The following is a 15,205-nucleotide window of genomic DNA, read 5'->3' on the forward strand; positions in this document are numbered from 1 at the left end:
TGAAGACACTGTTTGTAGGCGTTTTTTCAGTTCCTCTTCGCTCTCGGCGATCGCAATTTTAAATGGGCGGCTCATGGTTCTGTTAACTTACCTAGTTTGCTTCTCCCCATTATATGCAGATTCATTTTTAATTGGTATAAATTGAGGTCTATCATATAATAGTTACCACCTCCTAAAGAGGGTTTAACTTCTTTAGTTTTTTTTGAAACCGAAAAATGACAAACCCATCGATGTACTGGATAAGCATGCGGTTTGTTTGTTAAAATCTCAGCCCTTCCTGGTTTTATAGTATCTCCTTTAATCTTGTCAAAAAGAGAGTTATCTTTAGCATATTTTTCCATCTGTACTACTATAGTACTGTGCTTACATACTTCGTTCATTTCCATTTTTTTGTCAGCACGTTTCTTATTGTACTCTTCATTAATGTATTCACCAAAAACAGGCGTATATCTCAAATAAATTTCCCTTTTAGATATATTTTTATTTTCATCTTCTATTGAGTATTCACAATTAAATGGTAAGAAATTTAAATTTTTATTATCCTCGGATGCTTTATAAGAACCAGTTACAGTACCCGATTTATTCTTGGTTTCTAATTCTTCTTCTATCAGTTTTATGGTTTCTTGACATATTTTATTTTGATAAGTTGAATCAGAAATTTGATTAATTATAAAATTTTGATATAAATTTCCACCAGTTAAAAATATAATCAAAAAAATTAATAAATTGGCAATAAATGGGTGATTAATTAAAAAGTTTGCAAAGAATGTACTATTTATAAACTTAAAATAAGGAGAATTAGGAAAAATACTATTAAATAAGTTATAAACAATATTATTTTGCTTAGAAGAATTTGGATCTGGTGTATTAGAAGAATTTGGATCTGGTTTCTTAGGTGTATTAGACATAACGTTAATTTTTAATTATTTGGATATTTTTTTATTTAATTTAAAACACTGAGAATAAGAAAAAGTTTACTCCAGTTATCAAAAGTGATGTTCATGCAAATACATTGAGTCTAATGACGACCCATTTGGTTAAAATCCCTATCTGCTTTAATACAAATTCTAAATTGTTTATTACGCTTTCCGAGGAAAAAATCTATCTTAGGGAATAGTTAAGAATGAGAGGCCTTAAGGTCGATAGAATAAGCTTTTCGAGCCAATGTATACTAAGTATATACACTGTCTTCAAAGTATCCTATCTTTGCCATTACCCTTAAACACCACCTTTAGATTTACTTTATAAATAGCCTCTAAAGACTTTATTCCCTACTAGCAACTTGCTTATCCATCAATTTACTCTTGACAGAGTACTACTAGCTCATAGATGTTTATTTTTCTACAGATAGAGTTAATTAAAAATATTAAGCACAATATTATCTCAACCAAACATAAATATAAAATCAGATTCAATCTTTGAGTGAAACCCATATCTACATGGGATGGGACATTCACATATTGTTGGAAATTCACAGGATTATTTTCATGAAAAAATTAAATACTCAAGTATTTTTAGGCTTGACAGGTGCATTTTTGGCAGTCGGATATTCCAGTTTGCTAGCTAGAGAAATTCCTATACAGAGTACACCAAACCTCAGAAAGAATTTAGTAGCGCAATTAGAAACCAATCCAAATGTCAATGAGTATTTGGAGAAAAATAAACCAGAAAGTTATAACGCGCTGAAAAGGCATTTAGATGCAGCGATTGAGGATGCAAAAAAACCGAGTGAAGATAAAGTAGTAAAAAATCTTTGGTCATTGTCACAAACCAATACTCAAGTAAAGTGGAGAGAAAATAACGGCAAAATTGAATATCTGATGGCGAGTTGGAAATATGTCAAAAACCCAACTGAGGATTGGAAAGTAGGTACAAAAAAAAGCATAGAAGCACGGACTTGGTTAACAGCCGTTCCTCAAGTTAAGGAATTTTGTCAAAATTGTAAGGGTATCGGTATAAATATTCCCGGTAATATCATGCTTTCTCTGAGGTTACAGCAGTATTTAGGCTTGATTTTAAATAGAAATTCCAATAAGACGCATTTTGTCGAAATGTGGGTGAAAGCTGAAGATTTAAGTAGACCATGTGTCGATCCAGAAATTAATGATTCTAGTTGTAATGTTTTTAAAATCCCGATTTCTGCTAGTTATCCGATTTTGCAAGAGATATACACAACTTCTTATGCCGTTGCTAGCCAAGAACATTATCCTTGGACGGGTTTAGGTTACACCTATGATTGGGGAAATCCGAAAAAACCTCGTGAAGGAGCTAGTGAGTTTCTGATCGACGGAACTAAAGAAAAACCGATAGAAGTAGAAGTTGTTTCAGTCACAGCGACGAAAGAATATTGTAATAATCAATATTTAACGCTAAAAGATTAGAAATGAGCGCTCATGAAACACCTTGAAGGTAAAGTGGCTTTGGTAACAGGTGCTACGCGGGGAATTGGTAGAGGAATTGCCATTGGTCTTGGTGAAGCAGGTGCAACTGTATACGTCACGGGTCGCAGCCTCAACAACTCTTCCAGTGAGGGGGTTTCAGGAAGTCTTAGTGAAACGAAATCAGCCATTGAGGAAGTCGGTGGTGTATGCATTCCCGTCCAAGTAGACCACAGCGAGGATGAGCAGGTGCGTTTGCTTTTCGATCGCATTCAAGATGAGCAAAATGGCCAACTCGATTTACTGGTAAATAATGCTTACTCAGGAGTTCAGGCATTAAAAGACGCTCAGGGACAGCCTTTTTGGGATTCTGAACCAAGTCTTTGGGATGCTAGCAACAACGTTGGTCTTCGCAGCCACTATGTTGCAAGTGTTTTTGCAGCTCGGATGATGACTAAGCGTAACTCTGGATTAATTTGTACTATTTCCTCGTGGGGTAGTATGTTTTATCTGTTTAATACAGTTTATGGTGTTGGTAAAGCAGCTTGCGATCGCCTTGCTGCTAATATGGCTGTTGAGTTAAAACCCTATAACGTCGCTTCTGTTTCAATTTGGCCGGGTATTGTTGGTACTGAGCTTTTTTCTAGTTTTGCTTCTGAGATGAACCAAACTAATGCTACTGACCCGAAAAACTCATTCTTGAGCGATCGCTACAACTGGGAAACTCCGTTATTTACTGGACGAGCGATCGCTGCACTTGCTAGTGAACCAAATATGATCCGCCATACAGGACGCGTGCAGATTGTTGCCGAACTAGCTAAAAAATATAATCTTGTAGATGAAAATGGCGATCGGCCCGCATCATTACGCTCTCTGCGTTTTGTACTACCTGCTGCGTTGCCTGTACTGAGAAACTACTCATGGCTCATACCTGATATTAAACTGCCGTGGTCGCTGCTATTATTGAATGCCCTCAGTTCGCCTAAAATTTAACGTGAGTTCGACGAGTACTATTTTGACCTCTCCCCCAGCCCCTCTCCTACGTCCCTTGCGCGTCTCGAACGCGAGTGCGTCTCTGAAAGACAAGAGAGGAGAGGGGAGCAAAAACCCTCTAATTTAGTTACTCCTCCCTCTCCCTTTGGGGCTACGGTGTACACACATCTCTAAAAATCCTACCCACCCAATATTTCTGTTTAAGTGAAAGTCCCACACTGAGCAAATATCCCGCCCGGAACTTTAGTTCCGGGCTGATAGCTAAAGTCTTCTAAAAGAAGACTAAAGAAGAAATTTAGTTTAGTCTTCTTTTAGAAGACTTTCGTTATGAGACTCGGAATTTATTCCGAGGCGGGATAGATACACTGCACCAACACTTGTGTGTACACCGTAGCTCCTAAAAAAAGAGGAAGGCTGGGAGAAAGAGGTCTGTCTAACTCACGTAAATTTAATGGGCATCGGGCATGGAGCCAGAAAAGATGCGTCTTAAATAATGCAATAATAAGTCTTTGATCTCCGTTAACGAGTATTTGAACTGGATGAATCCACCTTTGAACTCCGTTGACGAGTGTTTGAACTGGATGAATCCACCTTTGAACTCCGTTAACGAGTATTTGAACTGGATGAATCCACCTTTGAACTCCGTTAACGAGTATTTGAACTGGATGAATCCACCTTTAATACTCGTGAATCAAAATACCTTTAAAAACCTTGATGTATCCTTACTGCTCACCTACTGTCCACTCCTTTAAAAATAAGCAAATTTTGTCATTCCTTTACTAAACAAGCTGTTTGAGACCGTAAAACGTTTGTATTCTGAATTAATAAGTCTTAATAGTTCTTTTAAAACTGGTGCAAGAAGATTTTCGGTTAATTGTTGATTTAGTTTTAGTTCTAGGTGTTGCAGCCTGTGGCGGACTATTAGCGGCACTTTTGCAACAACCCGTGCTGCTGGGGTATCTCATTGGTGGGATAGTCATTGGGCCAACGGGACTGGGATTGATTAAAGAACTGATTCAAGTCGAGACTCTGGCACAGTTCGGGGTCGCCTTTTTGTTATTCGCCTTGGGTGTGGAATTTTCCTTTGCGGAACTGAAGAAGGTAAAAGCGATCGCTCTTGGTGGAGGTGGACTCCAGATTGCTTTGACAATTTTGGTGACAGTTTTAGTCTGCGGGTTAAGCGGAGCCTGGGGAGCCTTACCTGCGAAGGGGATGTTTTTGGGGTGTATTCTGTCCCTGTCTTCCACAGCCGTTGTCCTTAAGTGCTTGATGGAGCGCAACGAAACAGAAACGCCCCACGGGCAAGTGATGCTGGGGATTTTGGTTGTCCAGGACTTGGCACTAGGACTGATGTTAGCAGTCTTACCAGCCCTCAACCAACCAGCAGAAACTATTGGCATCGCCGTCCTAACAGCGCTAGGTTCGATTGCTTTATTTGCTGCTGGGGCTGTAGCTGCGGGGATTTGGCTGATACCGCCTTTGTTGCAACTGCTAGCCCGTACCGAAAGTAAAGAACTATTTTTATTAGGGGTTGTAGCCCTGTGTTTGGGTATTGCTTTGTTGACAGAGCATTTGGGACTGTCCATTGAAATGGGGGCATTTGTCGCAGGTTTGATGATTTCTGAGGTAGAGTACGCCGACCAAACCCTGACTTATGTCGAACCACTGCGAGATATCTTTGCCAGTTTGTTTTTTGCAGCCATTGGGATGTTAATTGACCCAGTGTTTTTGTGGAACAACCTGGAATTAATTTTGGTATTAGTGGCAATAGTTTTCGTCGGTAAATTTTTGATTGTCACGCCCTTAGTGAAACTGTTCCGCTATCCTTTGAAAACAGCCATAATCGCCGGTTTGGGATTGGCGCAAATTGGGGAATTTTCTTTTGTTCTCGCCAGTGAAGGGCAGTCTTTGGGGCTGGTGTCTCGACAAATATACTTATTAATTTTGGGAACTACCGCAGTCACTCTGATGCTGACTCCTTTTGTACTGCGGCTAGTGCCATTTTTATTTAACTTTGCCGAATCAATGCCTTGGTTAAAACCGTACTTAGAAGAAGATGAGGTGCAGGATGTATCAGAAGATTTGCCTCTCAAAGACCATGTAGTAGTTTGTGGCTATGGGCGAGTCGGCAAGAATTTGGTGAAGTTGTTGCAGCAACACGACCTACCTGTGCTAGTAATCGACCAATCGGAGAGAAGAATTCAGCAGTTGCGCGAGGCTGGGGTGTCTTATGTCTATGGTAATTGCGTTAGTTTACACGTTTTGGAAACTGCCGGGGTGAATCATGCCAAAGGAATGGCGATCGCACTCCCAGATCCCATAAGTACTCGTCTTTGCTTGAAACGCGCTTTAGAATTGCGCCCAGAATTAGATTTGGTTGTCCGTGCTACCCAGGATAAAAATATTGAGGTGCTGTATCAATTGGGAGCCAGGGAAGTTGTACAACCAGAGTTTGAAGCCAGCTTAGAAATGGCAACCTACTTATTAACTGGCTTAGGCTTGTTGTCGCCGCCTGTAGTCCAACGAGAAATGCAGCAAATCCGCAACGATCATTATTTAGATTTGCGCCCAGAGCGCTCTGCAACTGAAGTTGCTCGTGATTTGCGCCAAGCTACCCGCGATTTAAATCAGCGCTGGTATCCTCTGCCATCGAATTCGCCCTTAATTGGCATGAGCATAGAAGAAGCAGATATGCGCTATTTAACAGGAGTGAGTTTGATGGCGATTCGCCGCGCTAACGGCGAAGAAATCGATTATCCCAAAAATCAAACCAAATTGGCAGAAGGCGATCGCTTGTTGGTGGTGGGAGCTAATGAAGAACTGGCAGCTTTGGCAGAATTCGCTAAGGGACAAGTGGCTGTTCCCGGAGAAAATAGTGCTTGTCAGTGGGTTACAGTCAATGCAGACGCGCCAACACTAGGTAAAACCCTTGCAGATTTAGATATCGGCAAGCAATATGGAGTCCAAGTACAAGCGATCCGGCGAGATGGTAAGTTTATCCGCTATCCTGATGACGGTATGGATTTGCAAGTCGGCGACCAAGTTTTGTTATGTGGTGGTTTAACAGGTCTGAGTCAACTACAACAATTGTTTGCGATCGCCAATTCAGTACCCCTGTCTATCCCAGTGGTGAAAGCTGGTGAAGCAGAAGCGCTCAAAGACTTTTTACCTGCCGATAGAGTGACTGATTGAACTTTAAGACTCCGCAAATTTAAAATTCGGCTTGCCCCACACCCTCGTGGTTCGGGTCACTCCAAAATCCAAAATCCAAAATCCAAAATCCAAAATTGATTGACTGCTCTAAATTTACGTGAGTTCGATGAACCTCTCCCTCCCACAGGGAAAGGGAGCAACGAGAAATTAGGGTTTTAGCTCTCCTCTGGGTGTCCAAGAGGGGTTGAGGGAGAGGTCAAAAAAGGGCTTGTCGAACTCACGTTAAATTTTGATTCTCTTTTGCAGAAAAGTATTTAATGGGATCATCTGCTTGATTTTTGCCAATCGCAGAAGTTTTTAGTCTATTGAATTTGATTACCTTGTTTGAGAAGGAACTTCCAAGAAATAAATTATTCAAATAAACGAACCACTCCAGACACAGAGAACACAGAGGAATAAGGAGGAGAGAGTTTTTTCGCCAGTTTTTTGAGTGAGTATTTTTTTATTTGAAGTCCTTAACTGAATCTATCTAAAAATTAAGTTTTATTTTTTACAAATTTATTCTGTCTTTACAATACTTTTTTATCTCATATTTTCAGTTATCAGATACTTTGGCGATAATGATATTTACTGTACTGTATTTACAGTACTTTATCCCAAATTATTTGTGAAAAAGCTTTTTAAGACTTAATGACAAAAGTCAGATGAAGAGAAGCGATCGCGAAACTTTCTTACGCGATAATGGTTATAAACTAAGAAAAACTACGTTTTTACATCGTTGTAGCTATATCTTTTCATTTTTAAAATATTACTTAAATTATACTTATAATGTTGTACACAAGTTTACGTATTATTACTAGAGCATCTGCTAATTTACTCTGTAAGCTTTTAGGACAGCCTAGTGTAACTAATTTACAAACTCAACTCCATGAGAAACAAGTTCAAATTCAGCAGCTAGAAGAGCAAGAAAGGGCGCTTTACCGAGTTATTAGTAAAATTCGAGCTTCTCTTGAGTTAGAAACAATTTTTCGTACAACCACAAAGGAAACTTGCAAGTTACTCCGAGTCGAACGGATTGCCGTTTATCGTTTCTATGAAAACTGGGGTGGAGAATTTGTTAGCGACTTTGAGTTTGCAGAGACTGGATGGGATGATGTAGATACATTAGGAAAAAATACAGTTTGGAATGACTCTTATCTACAAGAAAATCAAGGTGGACGGTATCGTAATAATGAAACTTTAGTTGTTTCAGATGTTTACGCAGCAGGCTTATCTCAATGCCATTTAGAAATTTTACAACAGTTCCATATTCGAGCTTATGCAACTGCATCAATTTTTGTGGGAAAAAAACTGTGGGGAGTGCTTGCTGCTTATCAGCACTCACAGCCACATGAATGGAAACAATTAGAAATTCAGTTTTTGTCTCAGATTGCGACGCAGTTAGGATTTGCAGTTAAACAAGCAGAATTTTTAGCTCAAGCAGAACAAAAAGCAGCAGAACTGTATAAAGCAAATCAGCAGCAGGATATTCTGTTTAATTTAGTTGCTGAAATTCGTGAATCTCTGAATATAGACACCTTATTTAAGACTACTGTACGAGAAATTCGTAAGGCTCTCCGTAGCGATCGCGTCAGTATCTTTCGATTTGACCCGGAATCGAACTATACCTCTGGTGAATTTGTCTCCGAGAATGTATTGCCTGACTACGATTCTACGATCGCCATCAAGGTAAAGGATAATTGTTTTGGTGAAAAATATGCAGTTGCTTATCACCAAGGGCGTATACAGGTAGTATCAGATATTTATCAAGCTGGGCTAAAAGATTGCCACATTCAACTGTTAGAGCAATTTCAAATCAAGGCACAAATTGTTGCACCTTTAATGAAAGGAAAAACTTTATGGGGATTACTATGCGTTCATCAGTGCCATTTTCCGCGCGAATGGAAAAAGTCGGAAATTCAATTTATCCATCAGTTAGCTGCTCAGTTTAATGTAGCTTTAGAACATTCTGAATTATTAGAGCAATTCCGCTCCCAAGCTAATCAACTTGCTCAAGCAAACAATGCTTTAGAACTAGCAAATTCTCAGTTAGAAAAACTTAGTAAGCTAGATGCTCTAACCCAAATCGCCAACCGTCATTGTTTCGATCAGTTTTTAGTTCAGGAATGGGATCGACTAAAACTAAGTGAAAATTATTTATCTTTAATTATATTTGATATTGACTATTTCAAGAATTATAACGATTCTTATGGACATCTAGCTGGGGATGAATGCTTAATACAAGTTGCTCGTGCAGCACAATCTGTATTAAAGCGTCCTACCGATCTACTAGCTCGTTATGGTGGTGAAGAATTTGTTGTAATTTTACCAAATACGAACGAATCAGGTGCGATTAAAGTAACTAAGTTGATTCAAAAATCTATTCAAGAATTAAAGATTCCCCATAAAAATAATAATGGGTTTCAATATTTTGTGACCGTCAGTTTAGGTGTTGCCATTCAAAAACCAACAGATAACAGTTCATCTCAAAATTTAATTAACGCCGCCGACAAAGCTTTATATAAAGCTAAAGAACAAGGACGCAATCGGTGGGTTTGTGCTGCAAAAACATGGGTCTAGTGATGAAATAATTAAAAATACACAACTTTAATTATGGAATACAAGCCCACAATAAATAAAGAATTGCTTCGAGATGCGAGGTGCAAGGCATCTTTATTCCAAGCCCACGGCTTAAGCCGTGGGCTTGAATTTTTAATCCGAGTGAAGCAAATGATAAAGCGATAGGTTGTGGTGTTTCTGCCTCACTCTTAACTCACTTTCGGCTTGATGTAGGCGATCGCTTGTTTCCAAACCGTGGTTTGCTGGCTGTTTTCATCCGCAATACAGATACACTGTGGATCTTGCCATAAAACTTTTCCTGTGAGTACATCACCAGTCAGCAGCTTTAACTCTACTGGCGTTGTTTGTTTAATCAGGTTTTGGACTTGTCTAATACTGGGTAAAGTGGTGTCAAATTCGGTAAGCATTTTTAGTAAAGATGAACCTACAAGGCAAAATAAAGAGTAACTAATCCTTGATAATTCATCCTTGAAGAAATGGCAATCGAATTTACTAAGTATCATGGTCTAGGCAACGACTTTATTTTGATTGACAATCGCTCCTCATCTTTGCCTGTAGTGACTCCAGAGCAAGCCATCGAGTTGTGCGATCGCCATTTTGGTATCGGTGCTGATGGTGTAATTTTTGCCCTCCCTGGAGAGAACGGCACTGACTACACTATGCGGATTTTTAATTCCGATGGTTCTGAACCAGAAATGTGTGGTAATGGCATTCGCTGTTTAGCTGGCTTTTTAGCAGACTTAGAAGGGGAATCCCGAAATCAAGACTCATATCGCATTCATACTTTAGGTGGTGTAATGACTCCCCAACTTTTATCTGATGGTCAAGTTAAAGTAGATATGGGTTTACCCAGGTTACTCCCTAGCGAAATTCCTACCACTCTTGCACCCGCCCAAGAAAAAGTTATTTCTGTGCCGTTAGAGGTGGTGGGGCAAACTTGGGAAGTCACCTGTGTTAATATGGGAAATCCGCACTGCATTACCTTTGTGGAAGATGTCGCAGCAATTGAGCTAGAAAGCATCGGCCCAAAATTTGAGCATCACTCAGTTTTTCCCCAACGCATAAATACGGAATTTATTCAAGTGGTACGTCGTGACTATTTGAAAATGCGGGTATGGGAACGGGGTGCTGGAATTACCTTAGCTTGTGGTACTGGTGCTTGTGCTTCTTTAGTAGCTGGTGTGCTAACCGGGAAATGCGATCGCACCGCCACTGTAGAATTACCTGGTGGCCCCTTGCAAATTGAATGGTCAGAAGTAGACCAACGAGTTTACATGACAGGCCCGGCTCAAAAGGTATTCACTGGTAAACTATAACCGACTTACTATTGGCATTACTCAAGTAGTAGTGCCATAGAAACAGCGATGTCTGTGGCGGGCTGTGCCATCGTTTCTTATCGCAATTCAATTAATGATTGCAACACGTCCTTGGGTAAAGACGCGATGAATCGCGTCTCTACAATACGGTCTATTTGTCGCATTATTTTTTTCAAATTGGTATTATTTTGGGGAACTGGCGGATGAATCTATTTCTGGTGGAGATTGGATCTGGGGATTAATTTTAGATTGCACAGATTCTTTATTAGAAATGGCTAGATATATACCCCCTAAAATTAGAGCCAATCCTAACAAGTTAAAAATACTCAAGTTTTCCGAGAAAAGTATCCAAGCAAGAATCGCAACAATCACAGGATTGAGTAGTAAGAGTAAAGAAATAAATCCTGATGAAAAATTTTTGAGGCTGTATACAATTAGCCCATGACCCAAGGCTTCGCAAATAGCAGCTAGCGCAAATACTACTAACCACCCCGACAAAGTAACTGAGAAAACTTGTTTTTCCAAGATTAGCACTATTGGTATCATCAATGAAGTTGCGATCGCACAGCGCCACACTAGGATGGTGATAGTTGAAAACTTATTGCCGATCTGCTCGATAAGTAAAAAGTTTGCTGCATAAAATATCGATGATGTCAGGGCAACAGCATCACCTGTAATATTATTATTAGAACGCAATAAATCTTCAAATCCGACTGCGATCGCACCGATTATGGCTAAGATCAAACCGATGATAAATTTGCGCCCAAAAATTTGATTAAAAAATAGCCATCCTCCTAAAGTAGTAAATAGCGGATTGAGGCTACCTAAGGCATTAGCATTAGCAGCACCAGTCTGAGTTAGCGACCAAGTCCAAGATAATCGACCTAATACATGAACTAGACCCACTGCGATTAAAAGCGCTATCTCTTTGATTGGATAAGACTGCTGTGATAATACAGGTTCATCATCTGTAATTTTAGTCCGTACTTGGTTAATTCCACTCCATAATCCAAAGATAATAGTCGCTATCCATAAGCGATTAAATAATGTAGCAACAGCGCTCATTTCTCTAACAGCTATTTTAATAAATATTGCTGTTGAAGATAAAGCTAATAATGCAATTATTACTATGATTATCGGCAGGATTTTGGAAGTTTTATCAGAGTTTTCTGGTGTTAAGCTTAATTGATTTTCTGCCATTTAGTTTCTATTTATTATACGAACCGCCTTTCGGGTAACGCTCCTTCTCTGCGAGACGCTACGCGAACGTCGCTAAACTAGCAAAATCATCCCGCTTTCTCTGCAACGCCAATTTTGATAACATCCGTTCGCAAGTTTTAGCCATGATTTTGCCCTAGTAAATCTGCAATTGAGGTCAGTAATTCAGTTGGTTGTACTGGTTTGGCAATATGTTTCTGAAAACCAGCCGCTAAAACTCGATCGCGATCGCTTTCTCCTGCATAGGCGGTAAGAGCGATCGCCGGAATTTCCCCGCCCTCCTCTTTGGGCATGGCTCTGAGCATCTTAATCAAGCTGTAGCCATCCATTTCTGGCATTCCTAAATCACTGATTAATAAATTAGGTACAGCCTGTGCTATAATCATCAGCGCCTCTTTTACTGATGCTGCGGCAGTTATCAACGCCCCATTCTGTTGTAGCAAGAAGTGCAAAAACTCTCGTGTGTCAACATCATCATCAACAATTAATACCCGTAGTCCACGCAGAACTGACGAGTTAAATTTCTCCCTCGCTCTTCCTGCTTTCTGTGCACCGTCAGTTTCCTTCATCACGGGCAGTCTGACAGTAAAAACTGCTCCCTGTCCAATTCCTGGACTGGCTGCTCTTACAGTACCACCATGCAACTCTACTAAGTGACGAACTATTGCCAATCCCAGTCCCAGTCCGCCGAATGTCCTGGTTGTGCTGCTATCGGCTTGACGAAAATATTCAAATACGTGGGGTAAAAACTCTGGGGAAATACCTTGACCTGTATCTTTTACTTGAATTAGTGCTGAGGGAAAAGTTAATTCACGACTCAATGATAAGCTGACTTCGACTGAACCACGAGAGGGAGTAAACTTGACTGCGTTCGAGAGTAAATTCCCGACCACTTGCTGTAAGCGATTATAATCGCCTAACACTTTACCAACATTGGGGTCAACCTGTACTTTAATCTGGATAGATTTGGTTTCGGCAATTAACCGGACTGTTTCTAATGCAGCATCAATTACAGCTACTAAGTTAACAGTGGCAAAAGTCAGGTTTAACTTACCGCGAATAATTCGGGAGACATCCAACAACTCATCAATTAATTGAATCTGCAATTGAGCATTTCTTTCGATGGTTTCTAAAGCACGATTTGTAGTCACTTCATCAAATTTGCGGCTTTTGAGTAGCGATGACCACCCTAAAATTGGGTTGAGGGGCGATCGCAATTCGTGGGAGAGGATTGCGAGAAACTCATCTTTATTCCGGTTTGCTTGTTTGAGTTCCTCTGCTTGTTGCCTAAGTGCTTTTTCTAATTGTTTCCTGGGGGTTAAGTCAAGAATAAAACAGATCCAAGATGCGGGATCTCGCTCCACCAAGGCACCACCAATTAGTATGGGAATACGGGAACCATCCTTGCGGATGTATTCTTTTTCAAAAGGAGTAAATAGCCCAACCGTTAAAAGTTGTTCTAGCGCCTGCCGATCGAGAGTGTGATATTCAGGTGGAGTGATGTGTTGTCTGCGTATCTTACCTGTCAATAGTTCCTCTCGCGTATAACCCACCATTTCTAAAAAAGCCTCGTTCGCCTCAGTAATGTAATCAGGAGTGGCGAACATAATGCCAATAATGTTGGAATCAACTAAGCGCCTTAATTGAGTTTCGCGGTGGCGCAAATCATTTTCTACCTGTTTGCGTCGGGTAATATCCTGAGTAGTACCCATCATTCGTACTGGCTTACCCTCGGTATCATAAAAGACGCGACCTTTAGCAGCAATCCAATGAAAACTACCATCAGACCAAGGGATGCGGTATTCGATGTCACACTCAACATTTTCCTTCAGAGAGCGGGCGATCGCTTCATGAATGCATTGGCGGTCTTCTGGATGTACACAGTTGAGAAAAATCTCAAAGCTGATTTCAGCTTCTAAGGACACTCCAAACAGTTGATAACATTTCTCTGTCCAAATTACCTCGTTAGTAGTGATATCCCAAAACCACATACCCATTTCAGCAGCATTAGTGGCCAACCGAATCCGTTCTTCACTCTCGCGCAGATTTGTTTCAATTTTTTGACGTTCCCATAGAGCAGCTTGCTGTTCAGTAATATCAGTACTTGCACCAACTACCCTAACCACCTGAGCATTTTCATCCCGGACTGCAAACCCCTGATCTACCACCCACAAATAACGGCCATCCTGGTGACGCACGCGATATTCGATGCGATAACGGTTTCCATTGACCATACTAGCCATGAATTGGTCGTTAACTCTTTGTTGGTCATCGGGGTGGATGCGTTCTTGCCACCACTCGAAGGTCGGTTCTGTTTCTTGTTGGGTGTAGCCAAAAACCTGGGTTAGACCCTGAGTTCTTTCTACAGTATTTCTGCTAATCTCCCAGTCATAGATTAGGCAATTAACCGCCGCCGCTGCTAGCTCAAACCTTTCGTTACTTTGCCGCAAAGAAATTTCTATGTGTCGTCGCTCTGTAATATCAAAAGCAATCCCCAAAAGATATTGCGGCAATCCATCAGTAGTTCTGCTGTGCACAGTATCATAGCTACAAAACCAGCGCCACTCTCCATTAGCGTGTCGAATTCGGTATTCAAAGCTGAGGACTTCACCCTGATAAGCAGAATTAAATTGTTCCAAATAGTTAGGGAGTCGAGCCAAATCTTCAGGGTGTAGAAGTTGAGTAAATAACTCCTTTCCCATCGCTTGGATTTCTACTGGCGTATAGCCCCAACTTTGAGCAATTTCGTAATTAACGTAAGAATTTCGCTGCTCAATTAGGTCATAAATGTAGATTATCCCCGGAAGAGTGCCAGCAATTTGTTGAAACAGACGATGGCTATCCCACAGTATTTGAAATTCATCTGCATTAAATCGTTGAGTATCTTGTTCGCAATTACAGTCTTCCTCTGATTGAGCGTACTTAGATTCCGTAATATCCGAAAAAGTTGTCACAATTGCATACAGATTGCTTCCTTGAGTTTGAAACAGAGGTTGCGAGGACAACAATAGCCAGACTAGCTCATTATTTGGCTTATAAAAGCCACACACCACATTTAAGCAAGGTTTACCTGTATTTTGAGTAACCCTCGTCGGGTGAGCTTTAGTGAGTAAAGGAGAGCCATCTTCATGAAGAAATTGCCACTTGGGATCGAGTAAATTTTGCCCTACAAGCTGTTGGGCGGTCAGTCCCAAAATGCGATCGCTAGCGGCATTGCAAGCCTGGATAGTGCCATCAGGCAACTGAAGCACCATTCCTTCTTCTTGACTGGCTACTAGCGAAGAATTTGCCTTTTTACTAACTTGCCGATGCAGCAGCTTGTGATTAGCCAGCTGGTTGTGCAACTTTTCCGCGTCTGGCATTCTAAAAAGTTAAATAATTTTAAAGTTAATCTCAGATTAAGCGACTCATCTTTACATAAATTTTAAAGCAATTTCTTCAAATTTGAGGTGGAAGCTGCGATCGCTATTTCGATCGCTGATTTATTTTTTGCCGCATTTTTATAGGACAAGGGCAGGAGGATACAAG

At 40.5% G+C, this 15,205-nt stretch carries 9 protein-coding genes; 5 read left to right on the forward strand and 4 right to left on the reverse strand.

Going from position 1 to position 15,205, the window contains the following annotated elements:
* Nucleotides 1-71: 71 nt before the first annotated feature.
* Nucleotides 72-908, reverse strand: a complete 837-nt coding sequence (locus RMY32_RS24040; protein ID WP_322714608.1) for a hypothetical protein — start codon at nucleotides 906-908, stop codon at nucleotides 72-74.
* A gap of 579 nt (nucleotides 909-1,487) precedes the next feature.
* Between RMY32_RS24040 and RMY32_RS24045 the strand changes: the two genes are divergently transcribed.
* From RMY32_RS24045 to RMY32_RS24060, 4 genes are all read left to right on the forward strand, one after another.
* Nucleotides 1,488-2,381, forward strand: a complete 894-nt coding sequence (locus tag RMY32_RS24045; RefSeq protein WP_322714610.1) for a hypothetical protein — start codon at nucleotides 1,488-1,490, stop codon at nucleotides 2,379-2,381.
* Between the two features lie 12 nt (nucleotides 2,382-2,393).
* Nucleotides 2,394-3,371, forward strand: coding sequence for an SDR family NAD(P)-dependent oxidoreductase (locus tag RMY32_RS24050; protein ID WP_322714611.1), 978 nt, complete (start codon nucleotides 2,394-2,396; stop codon nucleotides 3,369-3,371).
* 852 nt (nucleotides 3,372-4,223) lie between these two features.
* Nucleotides 4,224-6,563, forward strand: a complete 2,340-nt coding sequence (locus RMY32_RS24055) for a cation:proton antiporter (protein WP_322714612.1) — start codon at nucleotides 4,224-4,226, stop codon at nucleotides 6,561-6,563.
* Between the two features lie 789 nt (nucleotides 6,564-7,352).
* On the forward strand, nucleotides 7,353-9,143 hold the full coding sequence (locus RMY32_RS24060) for a diguanylate cyclase domain-containing protein (RefSeq protein WP_322714613.1): 1,791 nt from the start codon (nucleotides 7,353-7,355) through the stop codon (nucleotides 9,141-9,143).
* Nucleotides 9,144-9,331: 188 nt separating this feature from the next.
* Here the strand turns inward: RMY32_RS24060 and RMY32_RS24065 are convergent, their stop codons facing one another.
* Nucleotides 9,332-9,550, reverse strand: coding sequence for an Hfq-related RNA-binding protein (locus RMY32_RS24065; RefSeq protein WP_322706550.1), 219 nt, complete (start codon nucleotides 9,548-9,550; stop codon nucleotides 9,332-9,334).
* 69 nt (nucleotides 9,551-9,619) lie between these two features.
* On the opposite strand from RMY32_RS24065, the gene dapF reads away from it, so the two are divergent.
* Nucleotides 9,620-10,459, forward strand: a complete 840-nt coding sequence (dapF, locus tag RMY32_RS24070; RefSeq protein ID WP_322714614.1) for a diaminopimelate epimerase — start codon at nucleotides 9,620-9,622, stop codon at nucleotides 10,457-10,459.
* A 183-nt stretch (nucleotides 10,460-10,642) separates the two neighbouring features.
* On the opposite strand, the gene RMY32_RS24075 is transcribed toward dapF, so the two are convergent.
* Together RMY32_RS24075 and RMY32_RS24080 are read right to left on the reverse strand one after the other, a co-directional pair.
* Complete coding sequence (locus tag RMY32_RS24075; RefSeq protein WP_322714615.1) at nucleotides 10,643-11,659, reverse strand: DMT family transporter; 1,017 nt, start codon at nucleotides 11,657-11,659, stop codon at nucleotides 10,643-10,645.
* A 137-nt stretch (nucleotides 11,660-11,796) separates the two neighbouring features.
* Nucleotides 11,797-15,039, reverse strand: coding sequence for a PAS domain-containing protein (locus RMY32_RS24080; RefSeq protein ID WP_322714616.1), 3,243 nt, complete (start codon nucleotides 15,037-15,039; stop codon nucleotides 11,797-11,799).
* Nucleotides 15,040-15,205: the final 166 nt, after the last annotated feature.

The organism is Nostoc sp. ChiSLP03a, assembly GCF_034531215.2.
In the GTDB taxonomy this organism is placed as follows: domain Bacteria; phylum Cyanobacteriota; class Cyanobacteriia; order Cyanobacteriales; family Nostocaceae; genus Nostoc.

Coding starts and splice junctions, on each gene's coding strand:
- RMY32_RS24060 (WP_322714613.1), top strand. CDS start 7,353: ATGTTGTACACAAGTTTACGTATTATTACTAGAGCATCTGCTAATTTA.
- dapF (WP_322714614.1), top strand. CDS start 9,620: ATGGCAATCGAATTTACTAAGTATCATGGTCTAGGCAACGACTTTATT.
- RMY32_RS24050 (WP_322714611.1), top strand. CDS start 2,394: ATGAAACACCTTGAAGGTAAAGTGGCTTTGGTAACAGGTGCTACGCGG.
- RMY32_RS24075 (WP_322714615.1), bottom strand. CDS start 11,659: ATGGCAGAAAATCAATTAAGCTTAACACCAGAAAACTCTGATAAAACT.
- RMY32_RS24045 (WP_322714610.1), top strand. CDS start 1,488: ATGAAAAAATTAAATACTCAAGTATTTTTAGGCTTGACAGGTGCATTT.
- RMY32_RS24065 (WP_322706550.1), bottom strand. CDS start 9,550: ATGCTTACCGAATTTGACACCACTTTACCCAGTATTAGACAAGTCCAA.
- RMY32_RS24040 (WP_322714608.1), bottom strand. CDS start 908: ATGTCTAATACACCTAAGAAACCAGATCCAAATTCTTCTAATACACCA.
- RMY32_RS24080 (WP_322714616.1), bottom strand. CDS start 15,039: ATGCCAGACGCGGAAAAGTTGCACAACCAGCTGGCTAATCACAAGCTG.